The organism is Flavobacterium xanthum (assembly GCF_900142695.1).
In the GTDB taxonomy this organism is placed as follows: domain Bacteria; phylum Bacteroidota; class Bacteroidia; order Flavobacteriales; family Flavobacteriaceae; genus Flavobacterium; species Flavobacterium xanthum.
Window position 1 is genome coordinate 26,315 of the sequence record NZ_FRBU01000015.1, and the last position, 26,970, is coordinate 53,284.

Annotated in this window: 25 protein-coding genes and 1 pseudogene; 13 read left to right on the forward strand and 13 right to left on the reverse strand. The window is 33.7% G+C overall.

Annotation, left to right across the window (positions count from 1 at the left end; all coding sequences use genetic code 11):
* The first annotated feature begins 487 nt into the window (after positions 1–487).
* The 5 genes from porX (at position 488) to BUC11_RS08090 (ending at position 4,712) form a co-directional block, all read left to right on the forward strand.
* Positions 488–2,041 carry a T9SS response regulator signal transducer PorX gene (gene porX / locus BUC11_RS08070; protein ID WP_073353153.1) on the forward strand — a complete coding sequence of 518 codons (1,554 nt, stop codon included), beginning with the start codon at positions 488–490 and terminating at the stop codon, positions 2,039–2,041.
* 73 nt (positions 2,042–2,114) lie between these two features.
* Positions 2,115–2,522 carry a tRNA (adenosine(37)-N6)-threonylcarbamoyltransferase complex ATPase subunit type 1 TsaE gene (tsaE, locus tag BUC11_RS08075; protein WP_073353155.1) on the forward strand — a complete coding sequence of 136 codons (408 nt, stop codon included), beginning with the start codon at positions 2,115–2,117 and terminating at the stop codon, positions 2,520–2,522.
* Positions 2,523–2,532: 10 nt separating this feature from the next.
* Positions 2,533–3,009 (forward strand): GNAT family N-acetyltransferase, encoded by a 477-nt coding sequence (locus tag BUC11_RS08080; protein ID WP_073353156.1) that lies wholly within the window; start codon positions 2,533–2,535, stop codon positions 3,007–3,009.
* A gap of 92 nt (positions 3,010–3,101) precedes the next feature.
* Positions 3,102–4,301, forward strand: a complete 1,200-nt coding sequence (locus BUC11_RS08085) for an alanine dehydrogenase (protein WP_066081973.1) — start codon at positions 3,102–3,104, stop codon at positions 4,299–4,301.
* Between the two features lie 36 nt (positions 4,302–4,337).
* A complete protein-coding gene (locus BUC11_RS08090) occupies positions 4,338–4,712 on the forward strand; it encodes a DUF4258 domain-containing protein (protein ID WP_073353158.1) in 375 nt (124 codons plus the stop codon).
* Between the two features lie 376 nt (positions 4,713–5,088).
* On the opposite strand, the gene ung is transcribed toward BUC11_RS08090, so the two are convergent.
* Positions 5,089–5,769, reverse strand: a complete 681-nt coding sequence (gene ung, locus BUC11_RS08095; RefSeq protein WP_073353159.1) for a uracil-DNA glycosylase — start codon at positions 5,767–5,769, stop codon at positions 5,089–5,091.
* Between the two features lie 168 nt (positions 5,770–5,937).
* Here ung and BUC11_RS08100 point away from each other — a divergent pair, with 168 nt between their 5' ends.
* From BUC11_RS08100 to BUC11_RS17265, 3 genes are all read left to right on the forward strand, one after another.
* Entirely contained in the window at positions 5,938–8,106 is a 2,169-nt protein-coding gene (locus BUC11_RS08100) for an endonuclease MutS2 (protein WP_073353161.1), read from the forward strand.
* A gap of 95 nt (positions 8,107–8,201) precedes the next feature.
* Entirely contained in the window at positions 8,202–8,618 is a 417-nt protein-coding gene (locus BUC11_RS08105) for a thiol-disulfide oxidoreductase DCC family protein (RefSeq protein ID WP_073353163.1), read from the forward strand.
* Positions 8,619–8,699: 81 nt separating this feature from the next.
* A complete protein-coding gene (locus BUC11_RS17265) occupies positions 8,700–8,831 on the forward strand; it encodes a hypothetical protein (RefSeq protein ID WP_255546366.1) in 132 nt (43 codons plus the stop codon).
* Positions 8,832–8,894: 63 nt separating this feature from the next.
* Here the strand turns inward: BUC11_RS17265 and ettA are convergent, their stop codons facing one another.
* The 3 genes from ettA to holA all read right to left on the reverse strand — a co-directional run bounded on the left by ettA (position 8,895) and on the right by holA (position 11,895).
* A complete protein-coding gene (gene ettA, locus BUC11_RS08110) occupies positions 8,895–10,589 on the reverse strand; it encodes an energy-dependent translational throttle protein EttA (RefSeq protein WP_073353164.1) in 1,695 nt (564 codons plus the stop codon).
* Positions 10,590–10,632: 43 nt separating this feature from the next.
* Entirely contained in the window at positions 10,633–10,815 is a 183-nt protein-coding gene (locus tag BUC11_RS08115) for a CAL67264 family membrane protein (protein WP_073353166.1), read from the reverse strand.
* Positions 10,816–10,890: 75 nt separating this feature from the next.
* A complete protein-coding gene (holA, locus tag BUC11_RS08120) occupies positions 10,891–11,895 on the reverse strand; it encodes a DNA polymerase III subunit delta (protein WP_073353167.1) in 1,005 nt (334 codons plus the stop codon).
* A 94-nt stretch (positions 11,896–11,989) separates the two neighbouring features.
* On the opposite strand from holA, the gene BUC11_RS08125 reads away from it, so the two are divergent.
* From BUC11_RS08125 to BUC11_RS08135, 3 genes are read left to right on the forward strand one after another with little or no spacing between them, the layout of a single operon-like run.
* The gene (locus tag BUC11_RS08125) at positions 11,990–12,439 is read left to right on the forward strand and encodes a type I restriction enzyme HsdR N-terminal domain-containing protein (RefSeq protein WP_073353169.1); all 450 of its coding nucleotides are present in this window, start codon (positions 11,990–11,992) and stop codon (positions 12,437–12,439) included.
* A gap of 13 nt (positions 12,440–12,452) precedes the next feature.
* Entirely contained in the window at positions 12,453–13,454 is a 1,002-nt protein-coding gene (locus tag BUC11_RS08130) for a glycosyltransferase family 2 protein (RefSeq protein ID WP_073353170.1), read from the forward strand.
* Between the two features lie 53 nt (positions 13,455–13,507).
* Positions 13,508–14,341: an OmpA/MotB family protein gene (locus BUC11_RS08135; RefSeq protein WP_073353173.1), complete on the forward strand. Its 834-nt coding sequence runs from the start codon at positions 13,508–13,510 to the stop codon at positions 14,339–14,341.
* A gap of 273 nt (positions 14,342–14,614) precedes the next feature.
* On the opposite strand, the gene BUC11_RS08140 is transcribed toward BUC11_RS08135, so the two are convergent.
* The 3 genes from BUC11_RS08140 to BUC11_RS08150 form a co-directional block, all read right to left on the reverse strand.
* The gene (locus BUC11_RS08140; RefSeq protein ID WP_073353175.1) at positions 14,615–15,235 is read right to left on the reverse strand and encodes an L-threonylcarbamoyladenylate synthase; all 621 of its coding nucleotides are present in this window, start codon (positions 15,233–15,235) and stop codon (positions 14,615–14,617) included.
* Between the two features lie 79 nt (positions 15,236–15,314).
* Entirely contained in the window at positions 15,315–17,648 is a 2,334-nt protein-coding gene (locus BUC11_RS08145; RefSeq protein WP_073353176.1) for an ATP-dependent helicase, read from the reverse strand.
* Positions 17,649–17,766: 118 nt separating this feature from the next.
* On the reverse strand, positions 17,767–18,534 hold the full coding sequence (locus BUC11_RS08150; protein ID WP_073353178.1) for a sulfite exporter TauE/SafE family protein: 768 nt from the start codon (positions 18,532–18,534) through the stop codon (positions 17,767–17,769).
* 129 nt (positions 18,535–18,663) lie between these two features.
* On the opposite strand from BUC11_RS08150, the gene BUC11_RS08155 reads away from it, so the two are divergent.
* Positions 18,664–19,185, forward strand: coding sequence for a DUF7935 family protein (locus tag BUC11_RS08155; RefSeq protein WP_073353179.1), 522 nt, complete (start codon positions 18,664–18,666; stop codon positions 19,183–19,185).
* A gap of 188 nt (positions 19,186–19,373) precedes the next feature.
* Here the strand turns inward: BUC11_RS08155 and BUC11_RS08160 are convergent, their stop codons facing one another.
* Both BUC11_RS08160 and BUC11_RS08165 read right to left on the reverse strand, forming a co-directional pair.
* Complete coding sequence (locus BUC11_RS08160; protein WP_245793819.1) at positions 19,374–20,384, reverse strand: serine hydrolase; 1,011 nt, start codon at positions 20,382–20,384, stop codon at positions 19,374–19,376.
* A gap of 339 nt (positions 20,385–20,723) precedes the next feature.
* Positions 20,724–22,787 (reverse strand): M1 family metallopeptidase, encoded by a 2,064-nt coding sequence (locus tag BUC11_RS08165; RefSeq protein ID WP_073353228.1) that lies wholly within the window; start codon positions 22,785–22,787, stop codon positions 20,724–20,726.
* A gap of 104 nt (positions 22,788–22,891) precedes the next feature.
* Between BUC11_RS08165 and BUC11_RS08170 the strand changes: the two genes are divergently transcribed.
* Complete coding sequence (locus BUC11_RS08170) at positions 22,892–23,629, forward strand: Dph6-related ATP pyrophosphatase (protein WP_073353184.1); 738 nt, start codon at positions 22,892–22,894, stop codon at positions 23,627–23,629.
* A gap of 64 nt (positions 23,630–23,693) precedes the next feature.
* Here the strand turns inward: BUC11_RS08170 and BUC11_RS08175 are convergent, their stop codons facing one another.
* The 4 genes and pseudogenes from BUC11_RS08175 to BUC11_RS08190 form a co-directional block, all read right to left on the reverse strand.
* On the reverse strand, positions 23,694–25,178 hold the full coding sequence (locus tag BUC11_RS08175) for an aminopeptidase P N-terminal domain-containing protein (protein WP_073353185.1): 1,485 nt from the start codon (positions 25,176–25,178) through the stop codon (positions 23,694–23,696).
* Positions 25,179–25,661: 483 nt separating this feature from the next.
* The gene (locus tag BUC11_RS08180) at positions 25,662–26,207 is read right to left on the reverse strand and encodes a DUF1697 domain-containing protein (protein WP_073353187.1); all 546 of its coding nucleotides are present in this window, start codon (positions 26,205–26,207) and stop codon (positions 25,662–25,664) included.
* 101 nt (positions 26,208–26,308) lie between these two features.
* Positions 26,309–26,686, reverse strand: a pseudogene (locus tag BUC11_RS17360) (YIP1 family protein); the annotation flags it as partial.
* Between the two features lie 12 nt (positions 26,687–26,698).
* Positions 26,699–26,962: a hypothetical protein gene (locus BUC11_RS08190; protein WP_073353190.1), complete on the reverse strand. Its 264-nt coding sequence runs from the start codon at positions 26,960–26,962 to the stop codon at positions 26,699–26,701.
* Positions 26,963–26,970 lie beyond the last annotated feature (8 nt).

The following is a 26,970-nucleotide window of genomic DNA, read 5'->3' on the forward strand; positions in this document are numbered from 1 at the left end:
ACTATTCAGCTTTTCCTCTTTTCACAACTGCAACTACCTGCGATCTCCTTCTGCAACATGACCCATTGCTAAAAAGCACCTTAAGCAATCAATTATCTCTTTTTTTCTGGTTAAACTACTATTTAGTGCTCTTTTGAGTATCAAATAGGGACTGTTTCTATTTTCTCATAGCTAATTTCTATATTTATTTTTGTTTTGTACTGCTAAAGTCCAAGTATGCTTGCGATTGCGTGAGTGATGGAAGCGGCATCCTTTCCTTTTTTCTTTAAAAAAGGAAAGATACAGCGTACAGCACGACCCAGCCGAAGTTTACGGAGGCTGGGGCATGCCCAAAAGTAAACGCAAAGTGAGCAAATACTACATTGTAATTTATATTTTGAAATTGTATAATCTTTAAAAATTATCATAATATTAGTAGATAGGAGTTGCAAAAAAATGTAATTTGGCACTTTGAATTACTACTTTACAACACTTGTTTATAGAACTTATGGATAAAATAAAAATACTTTGGGTGGATGACGAAATCGACCTTTTGAAACCACATATATTATTTTTGGAGAAAAAAAATTACGAGGTAACTACTTGCAATAATGGACTTGATGCCATTACTATTTTTGAGGAAAACAATTTTGATATTGTGTTCTTGGACGAAAATATGCCTGGAATGAGCGGTTTAGAAACGTTATCAGAGATGAAGGAGAAAAAATCTTCGGTTCCTATGATAATGATCACTAAAAGTGAGGAAGAATATATTATGGAGGAAGCCATAGGTTCTAAAATTGCTGATTATTTGATCAAACCCGTGAACCCGAACCAAATTTTGTTGAGTTTGAAGAAAAATCTGGATCATTCCCGACTCATTTCGCAAAAAACAACTTTGGATTATCAAAAGGAATTTAGAAAAATCACCATGGAAATGGCGATGGTGAATTCGTATGAAGACTGGATCGAATTGTATAAGAAATTAATTTTTTGGGAACTGGAATTAGAGAATATCAATGATCAGAGTATGGTTCACATTTTGGAATCTCAAAAAACCGAAGCTAATTCCCAATTTGGTAAATTCATTGAGCGTAATTACGAGGATTGGTTTGCACCAAAAGCAGAAAAGCCCATTCAATCGCATACTTTATTCAAAGAATTAGTCGTTCCTGAACTCAAGAAAAAAGACAAACCAATTTTATTTGTAGTAATTGATAACTTGCGCTATGACCAATGGAAGACCTTTGAAAGTGTGGTGGGCAATTACTACAAGCTGGAAAAAGAAGTGCCTTACTACTCTATTCTTCCTACGGCGACACAATATGCGAGAAACGCTATTTTCTCTGGTTTGACCCCGTTGGAAATGGAAAAACAGTTTCCGCAATATTGGAAAAATGATCCAGAAGAAGGCGGAAAGAATCTTTTTGAAGCAGAATTTTTAACAGCTCAATTGAAACGATTGGGCCTCAATATTAAAGAGGATTATTTTAAAATAACAAATCTTGCCGGTGGTAAAAAGCTAGTCGAAGGATTTAAAGCATTGAAAAATAATGACTTAGTGACTGTTGTATACAATTTTGTAGATATGCTTTCCCATGCAAAAACAGAGATGGATGTCGTAAAAGAACTAGCCTCAGACGATAAAGCCTATCGATCACTTACCCTGAGCTGGTTTAAAAATTCCCCTTTGCTAGAAATTATCCAACAAGCGCAAAAAATGGGATTCAAATTGATTTTGACTACCGATCATGGGACTATCAATGTTAAAAACCCATCCAAAGTCGTGGGTGATAAAAACACCAGCTTGAATTTACGTTATAAAACAGGCCGCAGTTTAACCTACGAACACAAAGATGTGTATGCGGTTAAAGAACCAAAAAATATTGGATTACCTACTATAAATATGAGTAGTTCTTATATTTTTGCAAAAAATGATTTGTTTTTAGCCTACGTTAACAACTATAATCATTACGTGAGTTATTATAAAAATACCTATCAGCATGGGGGAATTTCATTAGAGGAAATGATTATCCCGTTTTTAGTTTTTAACCCGAAATAGAAAAAAGCAGTCCGTATCCGTTTTCAGTTTTTGGTGCCTCCCAGAACTTTAAACTCTAAATAATTTTAAAAGCATGAATATCATTTTTTCTATCGACCAACTCGAGGAAGTTGCTCAGCAAATTATAGCCAGTAATCCTAAAAAAGTAATCCTTTTTCATGGAGAAATGGGCGTTGGAAAAACGACTTTAATCAAGCAGTTGTGCAAAACGCTTGGGGTAACCGGAGCAACAAGCAGTCCAACCTTTTCTTTAGTTAATGAATACGAAACGGATGTAAATCAACTCATTTATCATTTTGATTTTTATAGACTGAATGATGAAGTAGAAGCATTAGATATGGGGATTGATGATTACTTGTATTCCGGGAATTGGTGTTTTATTGAATGGGCAGAAAAGATTCCAAATTTGATTCCTGAGGCACATTCAGTACTTACCATTTCATCGCTTGCTGATGGAAAACGTTATTTACAATTAAGTTAAAAAGAGCCTCATGAATGTAGAAAACAAAGTTGTAATTATTCCATTTTCAGTAGATTTAAAAGAGCCAATAAAAACATTAAATCTGGAATGGCTGAAAAAATATTTTAGGGTCGAACCCAAAGATGAAATTGTACTTTCAGATCCTCAAGGCCAAATTATAGACAAAGGTGGAATGATTTTTTATGCCCAATATAATGAGATTATTGTAGGCACTGTTTCTTTGATAAAAATTGACAATACGACTTTTGAATTGAGCAAAATGGCGGTTCAAGATGGTGTACAAGGTTTGGGCATCGGAAAAAAATTAATACTTCACTGCCTTGCTATTGCTAAAGAAAAAGGAATGGAGAAACTAATTTTATATTCGAATAGGAAATTACTACCAGCCATTCATTTATACGAGAAATACGGTTTTTTAGAAGTGCCATTGGAAGGTGGTGTTTATGAAAGAGCCGACATAAAAATGGAACGAACCATCCACCACTAATTTTATCAGGTACTAATGCGTTTACCAAAAATGCGATAAGTGCCTTTTATAAAACTTTTTGCGTAAATTGTACCCTTAATTTAACAACATCAATGTCAATAACTATAACACCATTCACAAAACAACAACTATTACCGCAGGAGGAAAAATTGGAGATTGCAAGACAAAAAAGCGAACTCTTTATTGGTATTCCAAAGGAAACGAGTCACCAAGAACGCCGTATTTGCCTTACTCCTGATGCGGTAAACTCGCTTACTTATCATGGACATCGGGTGATGATAGAAGCAGGAGCGGGATTGAGTTCTAGTTATACTGATAAGGAATACAGTGATGCGGGTGCTGAAATGACTAATGACGCTAAAAAGGTATTTGGTTGTCCAATGATTTTGAAAGTAGAACCTGCAACTCTTGCAGAAATCGCCATGATGAATCCACAGACTATTCTTTTGTCAGCCATTCAGTTAAAAACCCGAAAAAAAACCTATTTTGAGGCTTTAAGCAAAAAGAAAATTACTGCATTAGCTTTTGAATATATTAAGGATGAAGACGGAACCTATCCTGCTGTTAAATCATTAAGCGAAATTGCTGGAACTGCCTCCATACTAATTGCAGCCGAGCTAATGATTACCAATGAATTTGGAAAAGGGTTATTATTTGGTAATATTACTGGTGTCCCTCCTACAGATGTGGTAATTCTAGGAGCAGGAACTGTAGGTGAATTTGCTGCCAAAACGGCTATTGGATTAGGAGCTTCTGTAAAAGTTTTTGACAATTCCATCACTAAATTGCGAAGACTACAAAACAATTTAAACCAAAGAATTTTTACTTCAACCATTCAACCAAAAGCATTACTAAAAGCACTCAGAAGGTGTGACGTCGCTATAGGTGCCATGCGTGGCAAGGATCGTTGTCCTGTAATAGTAACAGAAACGATGGTCGAGCACATGAAAAACGGAGCCGTAATTGTAGATGTGAGTATTGATACCGGCGGTTGTTTTGAAACTTCAGAAGTGACTTCGCATGAAAAACCAACCTTCATCAAAAACAATGTGTTGCATTACTGCGTGCCCAATATTCCTTCCCGATATTCTAAAACTGCTTCGTTGTCCATAAGCAATATTATTTCCCCTTACTTAATGAAAATTGCAGAGGATGGCGGTATAGAAAGTGCCATCCGTTGTGATAAAGGATTAAAAAATGGGGTCTATATGTACCACGGAATCTTGACAAATAGTGCCATCGGTGATTGGTTCGATTTACCGTATAACGATATCAATTTAATTGTTTTTTAAGAAAACTTTCAGTTACCTTTGCTAAAAATATAATTCATGAAGTTTATACACCGTTTTGCCTATTATTTGGTAGGTTTAGTAATAGGACTTTTCTTTGTTGCTTTGGTTTTTAGTGGCAAAGATACCCGTTGTAATTATTTTCCAAACGCTAGAGTACTAAATGATTTGAGGAATAAACCCTTTTACTATTCCGATCAAGCTTCTTTGATTTTAGCTGAAAAATGGATTGACACTGCCGATATAAAGAATACATTACAATTTGGAGATATCGATTTTGATAAAAGTAACGTTGTCCTAAAAAAAGGAAAACTGTACGTCATTGAAGGTAAAACAATTAAGAATCAAGAGGTGACTTTAAAAGTAATTAATTATGCTGACAAAGCCATTTTAGAAGAAATCATCAAAAAGTAAATCCAGAAATCAGTCCTAATTATAAGCTGATTTTTCTAGTACTCCCCCTGAGAATTTGGGCGTGCCCCTGCGTAAAAACTTCGGGTCCTGCTGTCCGCTCCCGCTTTTTTTTCGAGGCAAAAAAGCCTCTCAAAAAAGAGCTCCACTGCCATCACTCACGCAGAACAATACACAAGGAGACGTAATTTTTAAACTAAACATAGAGGCTAAGCATTTTTCTGATTTAGTTTTCAAATTAAAATCTGTAACATTAAATCCGTACCTCTAAATAGGTCTTGAAAATTAATGCAATTTTCAGCAAAATATCTTTTTTAGTCGATAAAGCAACAGGAACTAAAAGCACAAAGTTTTAGGCTCTTGTGGTGACTACTGAAAATTATTCTACTGAAATCCAATCAATTAATGCTTTATTATGCTGTTTTAAATAAGCATTTGTTTTACTAAAATGCTTATTACCAAACCATTTTCCTTGATTCGCACTCAATGGCGATGGATGTCCGGACTCCAAAACTAAATGTTTATTTCGGTCTATTCTAAGTCCTTTTTTATGGGCAAAATTCCCCCATAACAAGAAAACAACTTGTTCGGTTTCCTCAGAAATTTTCTGGATAACAGCGTCAGTAAAAAGATTCCATTTTAAATGTTTATGACTGTTTGCTGTGTCTTCCCTAACTGTTAGCGAAGCATTCAACAATAAAACTCCTTGTTTTGCCCAAGATTCCAAATTTCCAGAACTGGGCAGGAAAATTGTTCCATAATCATCGCTTAATTCTCTAAAAATATTACGTAAAGAAGGTGGAATTCGGACATCATTATTTACCGAAAAGCACAAACCATTGGCTTCGCCTTTTCCATGATAAGGATCCTGACCAATGATGACCACTTTTAAATCATTAAAATTACAATAATTAAAAGCGGAAAAAATCAAGTCTTGAGGAGGATAACAGGTATAATTTTTATATTCTTCACCCACAGATTCCATTAAATCATAAAAATAAGGCTGCTGGATTTCATCTGACAAAATATTTTGCCATTCGGGATTAAGATTGATTTGCATAAATAATTATTATTTTACAAAGATACACAGAGTAATAAAAGAGATGCGTGGTAATTACATTTTTTAATTCCTAAAAAACGATCCTAAACATTCATTAATTCTTTGTGAATGACTGTTAAATAGTCTTAACTATTAACTATTTTTGTCTAAAAAAGAATTTACAGATAAATGATATCCATCACCGAAAAAACATTACAAGATTTACAATTCCCAACTGTTCTAGAAACGATTTCGGCAATTTGTAATACCGATATTGGCAAACAGAAAGCGCTTGAAATAACACCCTTTAAAGATAAAGAAACCTTGATGCAAGCCTTAATGCAAACATCAGAATATGTTTCCTCTTTTCAAAACAACAATGCAATCCCCAATCATGGTTTCGATGCTATTACGCACGAAATTAGATTTCTCGCCATTGAGGATAGTTTCCTTGAAGTGGGAAGCTTTAGAAAAATAGCTACTTTGTCCTCGACGGTCAATTTCCTATTGACCTATTTCAAAAAATTTGAAGATTATTATCCAAATTTAAATGCTAGAGCTTTACAGGTTGAATTTACCAAAGACATAATTGTCATGGTAGATGAAATTGTTGATAAATATGGCGAAATAAAAGACAATGCCTCTCCAGATTTGTTGAACATTCGTCGCAGTATGAATGCGGTGCGAGGAAAAGTCAATCAGAGTTTTGGAACCGCCTTAGCGCAATACAATGCCTTAGGATATCTAGATGATATCAAAGAGAGTTTTGTTCAAAACCGCAGAGTATTGGCGGTATTAGCAATGTATCGACGCAAAGTAAAAGGATCGATTTTAGGCAGCTCTAAAACAGGAAGTATTGCTTATATCGAACCTGAAGCCACACTGAATTATTCCAGAGAACTTAGCAATTTAGAATATGAAGAAAAAGAGGAAATTACAAGAATTTTAAAACAATTATCAAATTATATACGCCCCTATTTACCGTTGCTAATCAAATACCAAGACTTCTTGAGTGATGTTGATGTAATTGCTGCCAAAGCTAAATATGCAAATCGAATCAATGGAATTTTACCTGCAATTACAGAGAACAGAAGGTTGTATTTTAGAGAGGCGTTCCACCCTATTTTACTTTTGAACAACAAGCTAAAAAATGAAATCACACATCCACAAACGATTGAATTGAGCCAGGAAAACAGAATCATTGTAATTTCTGGTCCTAATGCTGGTGGAAAAACCATATCGTTAAAAACCGTGGGATTATTACAATTGATGTTACAATCTGGTATGTTAATTCCAGTTCATGAACGCAGTGAAACATTCTTATTCGATCGAATACTTACAGATATTGGAGACAATCAATCTATTGAAAATCATCTAAGTACATACAGTTACCGATTAAAGAATATGAACTACTTTTTAAAGAAGTGTAACAAAAAAACCATGTTCCTAATTGATGAGTTTGGTACCGGTTCTGATCCTGAATTGGGTGGTGCATTGGCCGAAATTTTCTTGGAAGAATTCTACCATCGGGAAGCTTTCGGGATTATTACAACGCATTATTCAAATTTAAAAATATTAGCTAATGAACTGCCTTTTGCTACCAACGCCAACATGCTCTTTGATGAAAAGTCATTAGAACCTATGTACAAATTAGCTTTGGGACAAGCGGGAAGTTCATTTACATTTGAAGTAGCCTTAAAAAATGGAATTCCATTCGGATTGATAAATCGAGCCAAAAAGAAGATTGAAGTTGGAAAAGTACGTTTCGATAAAACAATTGCCACGCTACAAAAAGAACGTTCAAAAATGGAGAAAACTTCTCAAACGCTAAAAGAGGAAGAAACTAAAGCGCGCGAAGAAGGCAAGAAAATGGAAACCATAAATGTAAAAATTAAACAAAAACTCGAAAGCTATCAGGAATTGTATGATAGTAATCAGAAAACGATTTATATAGGTACTAAAATAGAGGATATTGCAGAGAAATATTTCAACAATAAGAACAAGAAGGAATTACTTGGCGAATTTTTAAAAATAATTGAAATAGAAAATTCAAAACGCAAAAAAGCTTCAACTAAAGAGAGCAAAGCATTAATAGAAAAGAAGAAAGAAGTCATTCAAGAAGTGACTATTCAAGTTGAAGAAATTAGAAAAGAGAAGAAGGAAAAGAAACTAAAAGTAGTGGTTGAAAAACCTAAACACATTCTAAAAGTAGGTGATCGCGTGCGCATGTTTGATGGAAAAGCAGTAGGAACCCTTGATGCGATAGAGAAAAATAAAGCAACGGTAAACTATGGCGTATTCACTTCAAAAGTAAGTCTTGAAGCGCTGGAGTTTGTTGAGGCTGGTAAAAGTAAATAAGGCACCCTAGGAACGAATCAATCGCACTAACAAGAGTTATGATAGGAGTAATTAGAATAGAAATCCAATTTCTTGTATACTTCAACTTAAAATATATGGATAAATTACCTAAACATAAAAAAATAATCCTGTTTGATGGCCTGTGCAATTTGTGTGATACAGCGGTGCAATTTATAATTAAGCATGACCAAAAAGATATTTTTAGATTTGTATCCTTGCAATCTGATTTAGGACAAGAAATTACTAAACATTTAGGAATTGACACTCATAAAACAGACAGTATTATTTTGTATCAGCCTGGTTTTGCCTATTATTATAAGTCGGAAGCTGCACTGGAAATTGCTAAAAATTTAGGTGGAATATTTTATTTTGCCAATCTCTTTTCTATATTACCGGTATCATTTAACAACTATATTTATGATTATATTGCAAAAAACCGTTACAAATGGTATGGTAAAAAGGACCACTGCATGATTCCCACCAAGGAGTTGCAAGCCAAATTTTTAGAATAAACGACCGAGCATGATATTTATCATGACTTTTATTTATTATCAATACTATATTTGGCCCAACTTAAAATAAATAAATAAATCATGAAAGACACTACACTTTTTTCTTGGGATAACGGAACTTTTATAATGGTTGTCGTATTCGGTTTAGTAATCGTTGGAATCGTTTCTGCCGTTTTTATTATGATGAATTCTGATAAAAAAATAAAAAAATAGCAAAAAAAAGAGGATGACCAATTTTGGACATCCTCTTGCTATTATTACGCTAGGCAGAAGAAATTAACTTCTAATTAGTTTTCTATATTTCAATCGTTTTGGAGTTAAATCCCCACCTAAACGTTTCTTTTTATTTTCCTCATATTCAGAGAAACCACCCTCAAAATAATACACTTCTGAGTTGCCTTCAAAAGCTAGAATGTGCGTACAAATTCTGTCTAAAAACCATCTATCGTGAGAAATTACTACTGCGCAACCTGCAAAATTTTCTAAACCCTCTTCCAAAGCACGAAGCGTATTGATATCCAAATCATTCGTTGGCTCATCCAGTAACAAAACGTTTCCTTCCTCTTTTAATGTCATGGCAAGATGTAAACGGTTTCTTTCTCCACCTGAAAGCATCGAAACTTTCTTGTTTTGCTCTCCACCACCAAAATTAAATCTTGATAAATAAGCTCTTGAATTCACTTGCTTTCCACCCATCATAATCAATTCTTGACCGTCAGCGAAGTTTTCCCAAATTGATTTTTCAGGATTAATATTTGAATGTGCTTGATCAACATAAGCAATCTTTACAGTATCCCCAATTAAGAACTCACCTGAATCTGGTTTTTCTTCTCCCATGATCATTTTGAAAATAGTTGATTTACCCGCACCATTTGGCCCAATAATTCCAACAATTCCTGCTTGTGGTAATGTAAAGTTTAAATTATCATAAAGTAATTTTTCTCCAAATGCTTTAGACACATTCTTAGCCTCAATTACATTTGTTCCTAAACGTGGACCATTTGGAATGTAAATTTCCAGATTTTCATCCAATTGTTTTTGGTCTTCATTCAATAATTTATCGTAGTTCTGTAAACGCGCTTTTTGCTTCGTCTGACGACCTTTGGCACCTTGACGAACCCAATCCAACTCTCGTTCTAAATTTTTTCTTCGTTTGGAAGCTGTTTTTTCTTCTAGTGCCATACGGCTTGATTTTTGGTCCAACCAAGAAGAATAATTCCCTTTCCAAGGAATTCCTTCTCCTCTATCTAGTTCTAAAATCCAACCTGCCACATTGTCCAAGAAATATCTATCGTGTGTTACTGCAATTACAGTTCCGGCATATTGTGCTAAATGTTGTTCTAACCAAAGTACACTTTCCGCATCCAAGTGATTGGTAGGTTCATCTAGAAGCAAAACATCCGGTTGTTGCAATAACAAACGACATAAAGCTACACGACGACGTTCTCCTCCAGATAAATTCTTAATTGGAGTATCACCTTCAGGAGTACGCAAGGCATCCATGGCGATTTCTAATTTAGTGTCAATTTCCCATGCACCTAATGCATCAATTTTATCTTGTAAAAGCGCTTGACGATCCATCAACTGCTCCATTTTATCGGCATTTTCATAGACTTCCGGCAAGCCAAAACTATCATTGATTTTATTGAATTCGTCTAAAACAGCCATTGTCTCAGCCACTCCTTCTCTTACAATTTCAATCACCGTTTTGCTATCATCTAAAATAGGTTCCTGTTCTAAATAACCAACAGTGTAACCTGGTGCAAAAACTACATCACCTTGATAATTTTTATCAACACCAGCAATTATCTTTAATAAAGAAGATTTTCCAGATCCATTTAAACCCAAAATACCAATTTTAGCTCCATAAAAGAAACTCAAATAAATATTTTTAAGTACTGGTTTATCTGCTCCTTGATAAGTTTTACTCAATTTGGACATTGAGAAGATTACTTTTTTATCGTCTGCCATTTTTTTTAATTTAAAATTTAAAATTCAACATTTGAAATGACTATTATAGTCTGCCCTTGAGCGAACTGAAAACCCATGCGTTAGCTAAAAAACCAACTCCTACGGCAGCAAAGCCCCAACCTGCAACGTCATCGTACCTAAAAGCACCTAAGCCAATAAGTAATAAACCCATGATAATCATTATAAGCGTGGCCCAACCTAGGATCGTATTTTTATTCATTGCCATATTTATGGAATTTCGTTTTTAATTCCCATTCTGAAACCTCATAAAGGGTTTGCAAATATCGGGATTTTTTACCCTTTAATTAAATATTTTATAAAGCATTTCTCTTAATAAATCGGATTGCGACAAAGCATTGGCACCAACACCTTTACTTTTGACATCAATATCACGCAGAGCTGTTACAATTTGACTTACTTTTTTCATCGGATAATTCTTCAAAGCCACATCATATTCTTTTAAAAAGAATGGATTTACGCCTATTACCGCTGCTACATTTTTTGGATTTCTGTCCTTCAAACCGTGATACTTCAGCAATTGGATAAAAAAACCAAAAACTAAACTAGTCGTCACCACCATTGGATTATCTTTTGGATTCTGGGCAAAATTTTCAGCAATGGTATAAGCTTTTAATTGGTTGCGTTCACCGAGTGCTTTTCGCAATTCAAATACATTGAAGTCTTTGCTGAATCCTATATTTTCCTCAATATCCTTTGGACTTATCGTGCTTCCAACTGGCAAAATAATTTGTAATTTTTCGAGTTCATTATTTATTTTGCTCAAGTCTGTTCCCAAGAATTCTACTAACATGGCTGTAGCTTTGGGTTCAATAGCATATTTTTTACCAGCGAGGACACGTTTTATCCAGTCCCCAACTTGATTTTCATATAATTTTTTGCTTTCATACACCACGCCTGACTTAGCCAATAATTTGGTCAATTTTTTTCGCTTGTCCAACGTCTTGTATTTATAACAAAAAACCAAAACCGTTGTTGCCATTGGGTTTTCGGCATAGCTTTCCAGTTTGTCAATGGTTCGAATCAAATCTTGTGCTTCCTTAACAATTACAACTTGACGTTCTGCCATCATAGGATAGCGTTTAGCGGTAGAAATAATATCTTCGATTGTGACATCTCTGCCGTACAAAACCGTTTGATTGAATCCTTTTTCCTCTTCCGTAAGCACTTTCCCTTCAATATAGTCTGATAATTTATCGATGTAATATGGCTCTTCACCCATCAAAAAATAAAGCGGTTTAATGTTGCCCCCTTTTATATCATTTACAATTTTTAGTACTTCGTCCATTTTTATGTTTTGTGTGAAGTTTACCGTTTAAAGTTTGTTGAATCACATGAGACTTTAAACTTGAAACTTTCAACTAAATAACTATTTTTGCTTCATGCAGCAATTAAATTTTTCTACTTATCATTTTCGTTTCAAAAATAGCGAAAATAAAGTCTCTATTTTTGATGAAATCAGGAAAAAATTTATCATTCTTACACCCGAAGAATGGGTTCGCCAGCACGTAGTTCAGTTTTTATTAGAAGAAAAAAAATATCCAAAATCATTAATTAATGTAGAAAAGGTTTTAAAAGTGAATGGCTTACGCAAAAGATACGATGTAGTCGTTTTTAATTCAGATGGGTCTATTTTTATTTTAATCGAATGTAAAGCACCCGAAATTAAAATTGCGCAAGCGACTTTCGACCAAATTGCGCGCTATAATATGACAATGAAAGCCCAATATTTGATGGTGACTAATGGATTGAATCATTACTTTTGCCAAATGGATTTCGAAAATGAAAAATATCAATTTCTTACCGAATTACCAATTTATCAAATCCGGTAATCAAAATTAAAAGATGAAAATAGCTGTTGTAATACTGAATTGGAATGGAATTTTATTGTTAGAAAAATTTTTGCCTTCCCTATTGAAATATTCTGCTGAAGCCACAATTTATGTCGCTGATAATGCATCGACAGATGATTCTATCTCCTTTGTCAAAGCTTTTTTTCCTGCGGTACAAATAGTAAAAAATGATAGCAATTTAGGATTTGCAGATGGCTACAATCAAGCTTTAAAATACATCGACGCGGAAATATATGCCTTAGTCAACTCTGATATTGAAGTAACCGAGAATTGGTTGCAACCCATTATTAAAACGTTTGAAAGTGAACCAAATACGGCGATCATTCAGCCTAAAATATTAGATTTTAAACGCAAAGATTATTTTGAATATGCAGGAGCTGCAGGAGGATTCATAGATCAATACGGCTATCCGTATTGCCGTGGTCGTATTTTTGATGCTTTAGAGAAAGATATTGGACAGTATGATGATCATTGCGAGATATTTTGGGCTTCAGGAGCTTGTTTTTTTATTAGAAGCCAAGTGTACAAAGACCTCAATGGTTTTGATGGAGAATTTTTTGCACATCAAGAAGAAATTGATTTGTGCTGGCGTGCCTTTAATCAAGGAAATAAAATAAAATACAATTCGGAATCCGTGGTCTATCATATAGGTGGAGCAACTTTACAACAGGGGAATCCAAAAAAGACTTTTTTGAATTTTAGAAATTCCTTGTTGATGTTGACTAAAAATCTTCCTAAAGAACAATTGTATAAAATTCTTTTGGGTCGAATGCTTTTGGATGGAATTGCAGGAATCCAATTTTTAGCACAAGGAAAACCCAAGCATTTTTTGGCAGTACTGAAGGCTCACTGGTCCTTTTATGGCCTTTTTATGGCCTATTATAAAAGAAGAAATAAATTTCAACAAACAGAATACTATAATGTAAAAAGCATCGTTTACCTCTATTTTATTAGAAAAATTATAGTTTTTAACGATTTATTTAGAATTAAATAAAATATAAAAGGCTAAATTTGTCTTTCACAATATAAACTAAATTTTAACAATTTATGAAAAAAATCGTAATTGCCTTATCAGTAATGGCCCTTTTAACTTCTTGTGTTTCTAAAAAGAAATACACGGACTTAGAAGCTAGAAACAAAGAGACACAAGATTTATTAAATACTGCGACTGTAAAATTAAATTCTTGCTTAGAAGAAAAAGCAGGTCTTGCAGCAACTGCCGCTACTTTAAAAGAACAAAATCAAGGTTTAATCAGTGTTTCCAAAGACATGACTGTTTTGTCAACTAAGGGTGCTCAAAATATTGAAAAAGCTTTAGAATCTATTAAAGAGAAAGATTTGAAAATAAGCAGAATGCAAGATGCGTTAACTAAAAAAGATAGCGTGACATTAGCATTAGTGACAAGTTTAAAAAGTTCAGTAGGAATTTCTGATCCAGATATTGAAATAAATGTTGAAAAAGGAGTTGTTTTTATCTCTATTGCTGACAAATTATTATTTAAAAGCGGAAGTTACGAAGTAACAGATAGAGCTAAAATGGTTTTGGCTAAAGTTGCCAAAGTGGTTAACGACAAACCTGATTTTGAATGTATGGTTGAAGGTCATACGGACAATGTTCCTTACAATGGAACAGGTGTACTGTTAGACAATTGGGATTTAAGCGTGAAACGTTCTACTTCTATTATCCGTGTATTAACAAATCAATTAGGTGTTAAACCAGAGCAATTAATTGCTGCAGGAAGAAGTTCTTACATTCCTTTAGTTGCCAATGATTCTGCTGAAAACAGATCTCGCAACAGAAGAACTCGTATTGTAGTTTTACCAAAAATTGATCAATTTTACGAAATGATTGAAAAAGAAATGAAAAAACAAAGACCATAATTTCATTCCAATATCAAAAAATAAGCGCCTCAAATTAGAGGCGTTTTTTTTTGCTTTATTTCTATTCTAAAACATTGACAAAAATTGACTTTAGATCGAAACAAAAAAAGCAGGCCAATTGGCCTGCCTTTATGTATCCTCAATTTTTCTTTAACAACCAATTAAATATAATTAAGAATAACATGCTATTACTTTGTAATTAAAAAATATAATTTATCCGCAAATATAAAAATATATAATAAATCAGCAAATATTTTGCCAAAAATTTAAATTTTACAAAATATCTATACTTCCTTTTCCTTCTCTTACTACAATTGGTTCATCACCCGATAAATCAATAATAGTAGAACCTACATTATCACCATAACCGCCATCGATAACTAGGTCTACAAGGTTTTGCCATTTTTCGAAAATCAGTTCTGGATCAGTGGTGTATTCTATCACATCATCATCATCATGAATTGAGGTAGAAACAATAGGATTCCCAAGAAACTTGACAATCTCTAAAGCAATCGCATTATCAGGAACCCTGATTCCGACAGTCGTTTTCTTTTTGAATTCCTTAGGTAAGTTATTATTTCCCGGTAAAATAAAGGTATAGGGTCCTGGTAAAGCTCTTTTTAAGATTTTAAAAGTAGCCGTGTCAATTTGTCTCACATAATCAGAGATGTTACTTAAATCATGGCAAACGAAGGAAAAATTAGCTTTATCAAGCTTTACTCCTTTTATCTTTGCAATGCGTTCCAAAGCTTTCGTATTGGTAATATCACAACCCAACCCGTAAACGGTATCTGTAGGGTAAATCACTAATCCTCCATCTTGTAAAACCTTAACTACTTTGGCTATTGCCGCTTCGTTGGGTTTATCTGGGTATATTTTTATAAATTGAGCCATTTTATTTAGTTTAAAATTAAGGGTTTGCAGTTTAATGAATTCATGATAGAAACCTAAACCTGCACCCTAAAACACGTTTTTATCCAATAATATCTAGTTTTGCAAATCGCAATAGTAATTTTTTTATACCGCCTACATCAAATTTGATTTCAGCTTTTTTATCCGCGCCTATTCCTTCCAGATTTATAACTTCCCCTTTTCCAAAGCGTTCGTGCATGACAATATTTCCTGCTGCCAGTTTATTATCAAATAAATTTGCCGCTCCTGAAGCCAAATTATTGGAAACCGGCTTTAATTTTCGAATATTTATATCTGATTTAGGTTCTGTATCCGTGTTGTATTTAGGTGGTGTTCCCCCTATTGGTTTTGCCAGACGCAATTTAGATTTATCTACATCACCAAAAATATCACTATCAATCATCGGTTTATAGCGGTAATTGTTTTCAGGAGGCGTCATATATTCTAGATATTGACTATCGATTTCCTCGATAAAACGAGAAGGTTCACTATCGGTCAACTTTCCCCAACGGTATCGTGATTGTGCATAGGTCAAATATGCCTGATGTTCCGCGCGGGTCAAAGCCACATAGAACAAACGCCGTTCTTCCTCAAGTTCACTTCTGGTACTCATACTCATGGCACTTGGAAACAAATCCTCTTCCATTCCAACGACAAAAACATGCGGAAACTCTAATCCTTTTGCCAAGTGGATGGTCATTAACGCCACACGATCTTCATCGCTAGTATCTTTATCTAAATCAGTTGCTAGAGCTACATCCTCCATAAATTCAGACAAAGCGCCACGAGCACCATCTATTTCTTTTTGGCCATCGGTGAAATCTTTTATCCCGTTTAATAACTCCTCAATATTTTGAATTTTAGCCATTCCTTCCGGAGTTGCATCTTTCTTTAATTCTTGTATCAATCCCGTTTTTTTAGCAACATGATCAGCCAGATAAAACGCATCCTGATTCTCATTTATAGCCTGAAAACTCTGAATCATCGTAACAAAATCTAGTAGTTTTTGCTTGGTTCCAGAATTCAATTTTAAATCAATACGTTCTATATTTTGCATTACTTCAAAGATGGAACGTTTGTAATGATTGGCGGCAATGGTTAATTTTTCTATAGTAGTATTCCCAATTCCACGGGCTGGATAATTGATTACCCGCACTAAAGCTTCCTCATCTTTTGGATTAATAACCAATCGAAGATAACACAAAACATCCTTCACTTCTTTTCTTTGATAAAAGGAAAGTCCTCCATAAATTCGGTACGGAATATCTCTTTTTCTCAAAGCATCTTCCATAGCACGGGATTGTGCATTGGTACGGTACAAAATAGCAAAAGCGCCATTAGGCAACTGATTTTGCATTTTTTGTTCCCAAATGGTACTCGCCACAAAACGGCCTTCTTCATTGTCCGTTAAACTGCGATGCACTTTTATCTTTGGACCAAAATCATTAGCTGTCCAAACGATTTTATCGAGTTTAACTTTATTTTTATCAATAATGGTGTTTGCTGCTTCCACAATATTTTTTGTGGAACGGTAATTCTGTTCCAATCGAAAGGTTTTTACACCTTCATAATCTTTTTGGAAGTTCAAAATATTATTAATATTGGCTCCACGAAAAGCATAAATACTTTGCGCGTCATCACCTACCACACAAATATTTTGAAATTTATCTGATAATGCGCGAACGATTAAATACTGAGAATGATTCGTATCTTGGTACTCATCTACTAATATGTATCGGAAACGGTTTTGATATTTAGCTAGAACTTCAGGAAAACGAGTGAGTAATTCATTTGTTTTCAATAACAAATCATCAAAATCCATGGCTCCTGCTTTGAAACATCGGTCGACATAATTTTGATAAATTTCTCCCATTCGAGGTTTTTTAGACATCGCATCCGCTTCTTGTAAATCCGGATCATTAAAGTAGGCTTTTACCGTAATCAAACTATTCTTAAAGTTAGAAATCCTACTTAAAACCTGTTTGGGTTTATACACATCTCTATCCAATTGCATCTCTTTGATAATTCCAGAGATGGCACGCAGTGAGTCTTGAGAATCGTATATGGTAAAGTTGGAAGGATATCCTAAATGGTCTGCTTCGGAACGTAGAATTCGTGCAAAAACAGAGTGAAAAGTTCCCATCCAAAGGTTTTTAGCCTCACCTGCACCTACAATGTCAGAGATCCGCTTTTTCATTTCTCGGGCTGCCTTGTTGGTAAAAGTCAGGGACAATATACTGAATGCATCGATTCCCTGATGCATCAAATAAGCAATTCTTATAGTCAACACCCGCGTTTTACCAGAACCTGCTCCTGCAATAATTATCATAGGACCGTCTTTTTGTAAAACCGGTTCGCGTTGTGCTTCGTTAAGTTGGTCGATATATTTATGCATGGAAATTTTTAAATTATATTATGCAAAAATAGCGATTTTGAATGAGGTTTTAAGTACCAAAAAAGAACAATCCGCGAATTCATTTTGCTGCTAATTATTATAAGAGATTCTGAATTTATTATTTAAAAAATACATCGTAGGCAAAACGGACTAAAGTACCAATTACTACCACCAAAAAGAACACTCGTATAAAACTATTTCCTTTATTTATAGCTAATTTCGCACCCATCCATCCACCAAAAGCGTTACTCGCAGCCATAGGTATTGCTATTGCCCAAATAATTTTTCCTTTTAAAATAAACAAACAAATAGAACCAAAATTTGTGGCAAGATTGACCATTTTAGCATTTGCAGAAGCATGTAAAAAATCAAATCCCATGATAGCGATAAATGCAACCACAAGAAAACTACCTGTTCCAGGACCTATAAATCCATCGTACAAACCCACTATAAAACTAATACCAATTGCATTAAAAATTTGTGTTCTTGGAGAATGATTTTTTTCAATTTGTTGACCAAAATTTTTCTTGGCATAAGTATAAATCACCAAAAAAGATAGCACTACTAATAATAATGGTTTCATGAAATCATTACTCACATACGTCAATAAAGTAGAACCCAAAAATGCTGATGGAAATGCCAAAAGCATCATAACAGACAATAATTTCCAGTTCATGTCCACCTTTTTTAGATATTGATACGCTGCAAAGGAAGTACCACTGAACGCAGGAACTTTTAAGGTTCCAATAACTGTAGCAACGGGAAGATTTGGCATCAAAATTAATCCCATAGGAGTTTGTATCAATCCACCACCACCAACAATTGCATCAATAAATCCTGCAGCAAAGGCGCCTAAACAAAGTAAAACAAGTACATAAGTCTCCATTGAGGTATTTTATTTTAAAAAGTAGCGTTACTAGCGACAAAAATACTATTCGGTTTGATTAATTGCTATTAAATAGAAATTGATTTTTAATCAAAAAAGTATATTTTTGTTCAAAATTTTTACATCAAAATGGACTCAACAAAAATCATAGAAATTCTAGCTTATACAATACCTTCGCTAATAACCGGTAGCGTTGCCTATTTTTTATTTGACTCTTATTTTAAAGATCAGCAAAATACCAGACGCTGGTTATTACAAAAGGAAGCTCAGAAAGAAGCTTTACCGCTGCGTTTGCAAGCATACGAACGCATGGCTTTGTATTTAGAACGCATCAATCTTACCAAATTATTGATCCGCATAACTCCTCTTTCCCAAGATAAGAATGATTATGAGAATCTTATAATGGCGCAAATAGAGCAAGAATTTGAACATAATTCGACACAACAAATTTACATGTCAGATGAATGCTGGACCATAATTGTAACTGCAAAAAATGCGACAATCCAAATGATACGTGCTGCAAATAGAAGTGACCGTGTGGATTCTGCTGATAAGTTACGTGAAGTTCTATTGAATGATTTAATGGAAAAACAATCTCCAAGCAATGCAGCTTTGGCTTATATCAAAAACGAAGTGGGACAATTGTGGTAAGCAATCCATTCTGCAAATTGAGATTTATTAAAGCATTTGTTACTCATTCTCAAAATCATTCTACTTTTTAAGAATGCAATACCTTTATAATTCTGGAGAAGAGATCAATTCTGCCTTGCATTTTTATTTTCCACAGTTGGGATATTCCTACCTGTCCAAAAAATAAATTCACGAATAGACAAACTAGATTATTGTCTACTTTTATCATATAATTGACGCCCTAATTCAGCTAAGAAAGGAAGACTTACACTTTCATATTCATAAATGTCATCGTTAAAAACACCATCTTTATTTGCTAAAATAGTCGCAGACAGCATAAATTCAACCTTGTTTTCTTGGTCAAGAATATAAGCACAATCAATCATGGTGCCATACGCAGTGCCCACTTTATTGTAAATTTTTATATTCGACGGAATGTTTGCCGTTGTATCTCCAAACATAAAAAATTTACAATAACCATCATAATAGGTAATCGGATCAAAGCCTGCATTTTTAGGTAGGTTTTGCATTGAAAATAGAATAAATGCTCTGTCTTTCTCTGTTATTTTAAAACGTTCTTCTTCTTTGAAAGCTTGAGGAAATACAATCCGTTTTAGTGTATTGTGTAAGGTTTCTAATGGGTAGTAATTATTTTTAGAAAAGTCGAAAGGTGTATTTACTAATTTATCCTCCATATCACGATAACCCACTCCTTTTTTGATACCAAGGAGCGCTAAAGGAACGGGACTTTCATTGAGTTTTGAAGGAAAAACTTCGATCGTTTGGTCGTCTTTGTAGATTGTCGTTGATTTTACTAAAGGGTTTCTCGAGTCTGGAGCTGAAAGACGGTGGCTTAATCTAAAAGGAAACAGCCCTTTTTCTTTCATCTTTTGGTTTACAAAATCAAAACCAATGAATTCAAGTAAATTTGTACTGGCTACATTATCGCTCACAGCAAAAACTTTTGAAATTTCTTCAGAAAATTTTATTTTATCTGTGTTCCCTTCTATCGTATATGAGGTATTAATAGAAGTATTAGGGATTGTATTCAATTTTTCCAAAGCCAAAACTGCAATAGGAAATTTTACTGTGCTCGCTGGATAAAAGTAAGTTTTAGCGTTTAAATGATACGTGTAATCCTTAAATGAAATTGCTCCCTTTTTATCTCTTACAATCTGAGTGTAGATAATTTGAAGCTCATATTGCTTTGGATTTTCCATCACCCTTTTTATGTTAGGATTATCGGAGGCCAATGTCTTTTTTAACAGGTCATTTTGCATACTACAACTAAATGTCGATAGTACTAAAAAAGCAAAAATATATTTTTTTATAACCATCTTATTTTTCTTATTTGAATTGATATTCTTGCGCTATAAATAAGATTCTGCGTGCTATTAGCTGCTAAATTAAATACTTTTACTTCAAATAGAGCAACACCATTACTATTTTAAAATACTATGTAAACCTCTTTATATCCTTTCTATCCGTTATTTTAAATTTTAGCAGCGCCGCTTTAAATTACATGCACCACTGCGAGGAAATAGCTTCAAAAAACATAGCTATTCTTTTAGCAAACGCTGTAACTGAAATTGTTCTGCTTCATTTAAGTCAGGAACTATTTTTTCCAAAGCAAATCTCATTTCTGGATTTTTTAATAATTTTCTAATGGTATCTCTTCCAAATTTAGAAAATTGCCACATGTGATGTGTAGTTGCATTTACAAGATTTTTCAAAACAATATCATTAATTATTTTGAAAGCAAGCAATTTATCCAAAGCATTTTGTCTGGTATTCGCCTCGTAATTTATAGATGAATACTCTATTAATTCATTGACCAATGTTTCTTTCTCTCTAGTATAATTAGGTGTTGATAAAGCGAGTGTTAACCACAAAGTCTTTAAATTATAATCATTAAAACCCATCCAAGTTTTGGATTGATCTAAATATTTAAAACGCTTTTCTGGAAAATTATTCCATAAATTATATAACGCCAGTTCTTGTGTTTGATATGATTTGTCCTCTAATAAAGTTTCATAATGCACTCTGAAACTTTCAGGAATTTCATTTACTGTTCCCGCAATTGTTTGACGTAATTGCACATTTTTAGTTTCTAAAGCTAAAATAAAAAAACTCTCTTTATCTTCCCATTTTTCATTTTTTAATTGATTTAGAATCGCTTCTTTCACCGAAAAATAAACGTCAGATTCCATTATTTTTTTAAAAAAATCCTTTTTATCTAACAACGGTTTATTTTTTAATTTTTCTACCGCAAACAAGACCTGAATTGATTTGTTTTTTAACAATAAAATATTAGCTTGTTGGGTATTAAAAACAGTAGTTTCAAGCCATACTTTACTAAAATTATCCAAATCATAATTTGATACTTTCTTAATTTCAGTAAAAAAATCATTGGTATTCACACTCTGAAACGCATGTTTTTTCAAATAGTTTTTGACCGCTTTTTTAAACGCCTTATCGCCTATTTCCTCGTGTAAACTAAATAAAGCCCAAGCACCTTTTTGATAAAATGTCAATGAACTTGCTTTTGCATTCAGAACAGGAATCGGGTCCGTACGAGAGGCAAATTTTAATTGTTGTGCCGACTCATATAATTTGGAATAGAAATAATCTTCACCATAGATTTCTTTTTCGGCAAGCAGTGCATAATACGTAGCAAAACCCTCCTGCAACCAATGGTGTTTACTATTTTCGGAAGTGACTAAATTTCCAAACCATTGGTGTGCTAATTCATGTGCATTGACATTGGTGTAGCTTCTGTCTTCAAATCCTGTTGAATTGACTACAAAACGCGTGTTGAAAAGCGTTGCTGATGTATTTTCCATTCCAGCATATAGAAAATCTCGAACAGGTGCTTGTTTGTATATTTCCCAAGGATACTTCACTCCTATTTCATTTTCTAAAAAATCAAACATTCTTTTTGAATCACGATAGGTTGGTTCAAATTTAGTTGCATCTTTTGGTTCCAAATACATTTCTAAATGAATTCCCGACTTTGATTTTTGTACATTTTTTTCAAATTTTCCAATGGCAAGCATCAATAAATAAGAACTCATTGGTTTTTGCATACGGTAGTTCCAAACGGAAAGTCCATTCAATTCCGACTTAAATTGCAACGTACCATTTGAAATTACCTGATAGTCTTTATCAAATACGATGTTCATATTAAAAACTACTTTTTCATTCACATCATCAAAACTTGGAAACCAATGACTCGTATATTTCCCTTGTCCTTGTGTCCAAATTTGTACATTATCATTTGCTTCTGAACCAATGAAATACATTGTTTGTTTTGGCTTTGCCAAATACTGAAAAGTCAAGTTGTTTTTTCCCTTTTCAAAGGAGAAAATAAGTTGTAATTGCTTTTGGGTATTTTTAAAATCGATTGGTTTTCCGTTCAGCATAACATCAAAAAATTCCATGTTTTGTGCATCAATTTTAATAGTATCTATGGATTGTAACACTTCAAAATTATATCTGACATCTCCTGACACAGTTTTTTCAATTGGATTTATTGCAATTCTACCCAAAACCGATTTAAAATCAACAAATTGGGTTTGTTGGGCAAATGTGAATGTGGAAATAAAAAGGAATAGGTATTTCATTACTAACATATTTAATGATGCGATTTCCAAAGTTACAAAGGTTTCCCCAACTAATCCGGCTAATTTTGTAAGTTTACCTCCAGAAAACTATAAGTCAAACTACATTGAAAAAGAAAGCACTATTTAATTGGAGCAGTGGAAAAGATTCTGCGCTGGCCTTATATAAAACCTTACAAAATCCAGAAATTGAAATCTCTTGTTTATTAACCAGTGTAAACCAACAGCATCAACGTGTTTCTATGCATGGAGTTAGAGTTGAATTATTACAACAACAAGCCCAAAGCATTGGATTACCGCTTGAAATCATGCAAATTCCTGAAATGCCAACTATGGAAGCCTACGAAGATGTGATGCGAAAAACATTGGCAAAACTAAAAAATCATGGTGTCACTCATTCTATTTTTGGAGATATTTTTCTGGAAGATTTGCGTAAATACCGTGAAGATAAATTAGCCGAAATAGGTTTCGAAGGCATTTTTCCACTTTGGAAAACCCCAACCCACGAAATCATTCAGGAATTTATACGTTTAGGTTTTAAAACAATTGTGGTTTGTGTGAACGAACGCCATTTGGATAAAAGCTTCGTAGGTCGCGTTATCGATGAGGATTTCCTAAATGATTTACCAGAAAATGTAGATGTTTGTGGCGAAAATGGCGAATTCCACACCTTCACTTTTGACGGTCCCATTTTCTCCAAACCTATCAAATTTGAAATTGGAGAAGTTGTGTATCGAAAATATGAAAAACCAGAAAAAGAAGATTCATCCGATACTGCTTGTGATACAAGTGCATCCGATGTGTTTGATTTTGGGTTTTGGTATTGTGATTTGGTTAGTAAATGATTTAAAAAAAACTCCGAAATCAATAAGACAACGGAGTTCTATTTGTAAAGAATAGTAAAATATACTAATCTAAACTTGGTACAGAAAAAGTATCTAAAACACTTTTTTCACTCATAAGTGCTTCAATTTCATTTGATTTTCTTGGTGCTTCCGATGATAAATTTACCGGTCCATTTGTTGTAATTAAAATATCATCTTCAATTCGTACCGCAATTCCCCACCATTTTTTATCACAATCACTACCTATTGGAATGTAAATTCCAGGCTCTACGGTCACGACCATATCTGCTTCAAAAACAGTATACAAACCCGGATCGTGAACATCTAAACCAATATGATGCGAAGTTCCGTGAGGAAAATATTTTCTGGATTCTTGTTCCGTTTTAACAATTCCTAGTTTCACTAAGCCAACACTGATTATTTTGCGTGCAACAACATCCGGCGCATTAAAACTATTCCCCACTTTTGCAGCAGCAATACCAGCTTCTTGAGCGTCGTAAACTAAATCATAAATTTGTTTTTGCTCCGTAGAAAATTTTCCGTTAGCTGGAATGGTTCGGGTTACATCAGCAGTGTAGCCATGATATTCAGCTCCTAAATCCATTAAAACTAACTCGTTTTCGACTTTCATTTTGCTGTTTTCAATATAATGCAATACGCAACCGTTATTTCCTGCGCCCACGATTGATGGATAACCCTCAAACTCACTGCCGTACTTTTTGTATACAAATTCATGAATTCCCTGTATTTCCGTTTCCGACATTCCGGGATGCATCGCTTTCATGATTTCACGTTGTCCCATTGCCGAAATCCGAACCGCTTTAGTCAATAAAACCAACTCTTCTTTGGATTTTTTCTCGCGCAGACTCGCCATAAATGTCAAAATCGATTTGGTATTTATTGTAGCCTTTTTTGAAGTGACACTTTTTTTAGTGTTCATTTCGTTTTGCACATTCAAATCCATTTGTGGTCTCTCTTTTTCGCTGTAGCCAATTTGAGATTTAAAAGCACTAATTAATTTATATAAATCGGCTTTTTCATTTTTCGAATTTCGAGTGTCTTCTTCAAATTCCTTAAAGAAAACAGTATCAAAATTTGCATAATCAATCCCCGAATTTAAAAACGCCGCTCCATTCAAAGCATTATCAAAACCCAACTCTTTTTTGGCGCCCTCCGTTCCTAAGCGGACTCCTGTCCATTGCTCTGCTCTTGGATTTTTTTCCTGAACATAGAGCAATTCATTGAATGACTTTCCGTCTGTATTGGTTTTATTATTCGAAAAAACAACTAGCACTGAATTAGGTTCTTTGTATCCTGTTAAATAATAAAAATCCGGATCTTGATGGTAGATAAAATCCACATCATTGGCTCGGTTCCGAATAGGATTACTAAAAAATACCGCCACACTATTCTGAGGCATTTTGGCACGCAAGGCTTCTCTGCGTTCTTTATGGAATTGAGCCGACAAATAATCGTTTGGATTTCCGTTTTGCGCTATGGAGACACAAACAAAAAAGACAGTAAAAACAAAAGAAAGTTTTAAATTCATAGCGCTACATTTTAGGGTTTTGCAAAATAAATAAAAGATTTTGATAGCATTAATTAGTACGTAAATATAATTTTTTTGTGCGTACCAACTATTTTTTTATTGAAAGACTGATTCTTCTATTCGATTGAAAATAGAAAAAGAGCACCAGAAGTTTTTACAACTTCTGAATACTCTTTGACAAAAGTGCTTCATAATCCTAAAATTAACCAAATCTAAACCTTATGAAAATGTTTTAATAAGCACTTATAATTTACTTTTTAACTAAAATTATAAAACAGTATTTGACTTCGGTTATATATATTTTATAGATGCTACTTCTTGCAATAGGTTGCGTCAAATTTTAACTATTTTTTTCTAAAGCTAAAATAGAGTCTTAAAAATCTTTGTTTAAACTCCAAAAAAATACCGCTAATTCGCAAATTTAAGATGGATTATACCATTTATAATTTGCAAATTAGTGGTTGAACCGGACTAGAAGTCTTATTATCGTTCTTCGTACATTTTCAGCAATTGTGTCACTGTATTCCAATTTCGGATTGTTGCAATAACATTCAGTTTTTTCTCGATGTATTTTTGATCAAATCTGGTCTTTCCGGCGCCAACAGCATATTTTATAAAGATTTTGTTACCATCAATACTTGCTTCATCTGGTTTGAATTGGCTAATTTTCAAATCATTCATACTCGTACTTTGCAACGTGGTCGAAATAAAAGCCACATACAACTTCTTTGTATCAATATCTTTTTCCTTCAAAAATGAATTCTTTTTGAAACAAGCTTCTAAATCCTCTTTTTTAATAACAACAACAGGCACTTCATATCCAAAAATCTTAAAAATTTCCTGTTTTATTTTGAATCCAACGGCAGCTCCATTTTCTTCTTCGGTATCCACAAAAACATTTCCGGATTGAATATACGTTTGCACATTTTGAAAACCAATGGTTTCCAAAGTCGTTTTTAGGGCTTCCATTTTTATCATACTGTGACCAGAAACGTTGATGCCACGAAGTAATGCGAGATGAGTTGTCATTTGTTGAAATTTTATTTTTTGCGAAGGTATTGTGTTTAAAAAGATAAATACATATTTTATTATCAGTTCTTCTCAACTTAGTAATACTCATTTTAGGGTGATTATTCGAATATTTTAATAATTAAGACCAAAACTAAAATAGCAAAAATTAGTACTATTACAGGAAATAATACATTTAATATTGCTTTACCAATAGATAATTGCTGTACTTCAGCTATTCCAATTATGCACAATACAAGCGACCAAATTCCCAGTCCCGACTCTACAAAAAGCAGTAGATACAAAATCACACTTTTAGTTGAAGCTAAATTGTATAAATCAGAATCTGATTGGAATAATTGATTTCCATATAACGCAAGCTGCGGAATCAGAAGTATTAAAATGAAAATAGAAGGAAAAAAAGCATAAGCTAAAACTCTTACTATAGATTGTGTATTTCCCTTTCCATTCAACCAAGCGCCAGTCCAGCTAATAAGCGCAGCATATAGATATTAGGAAATCCAGCCAAAAATACCACCAAAAATAACACAGACAGCGATGGTATTCCAAAGGGAAAAGTTATTTCCCATATTTTTCGTTGATGCTCTATCAAAAGTTCTTACAATACCAGCTAGAAATAATAAAATATACAAATGTTTCTCATATTTGTATTCATTTATAAATTGAAAAGCTGTTCGTGGAGCGATCATTAATTTTAGGAACAGCTCTTTCTCAGCGATTTTAATTCTTTCCGGTGGTTGTTCTGTTTCATTCATAGTATTAT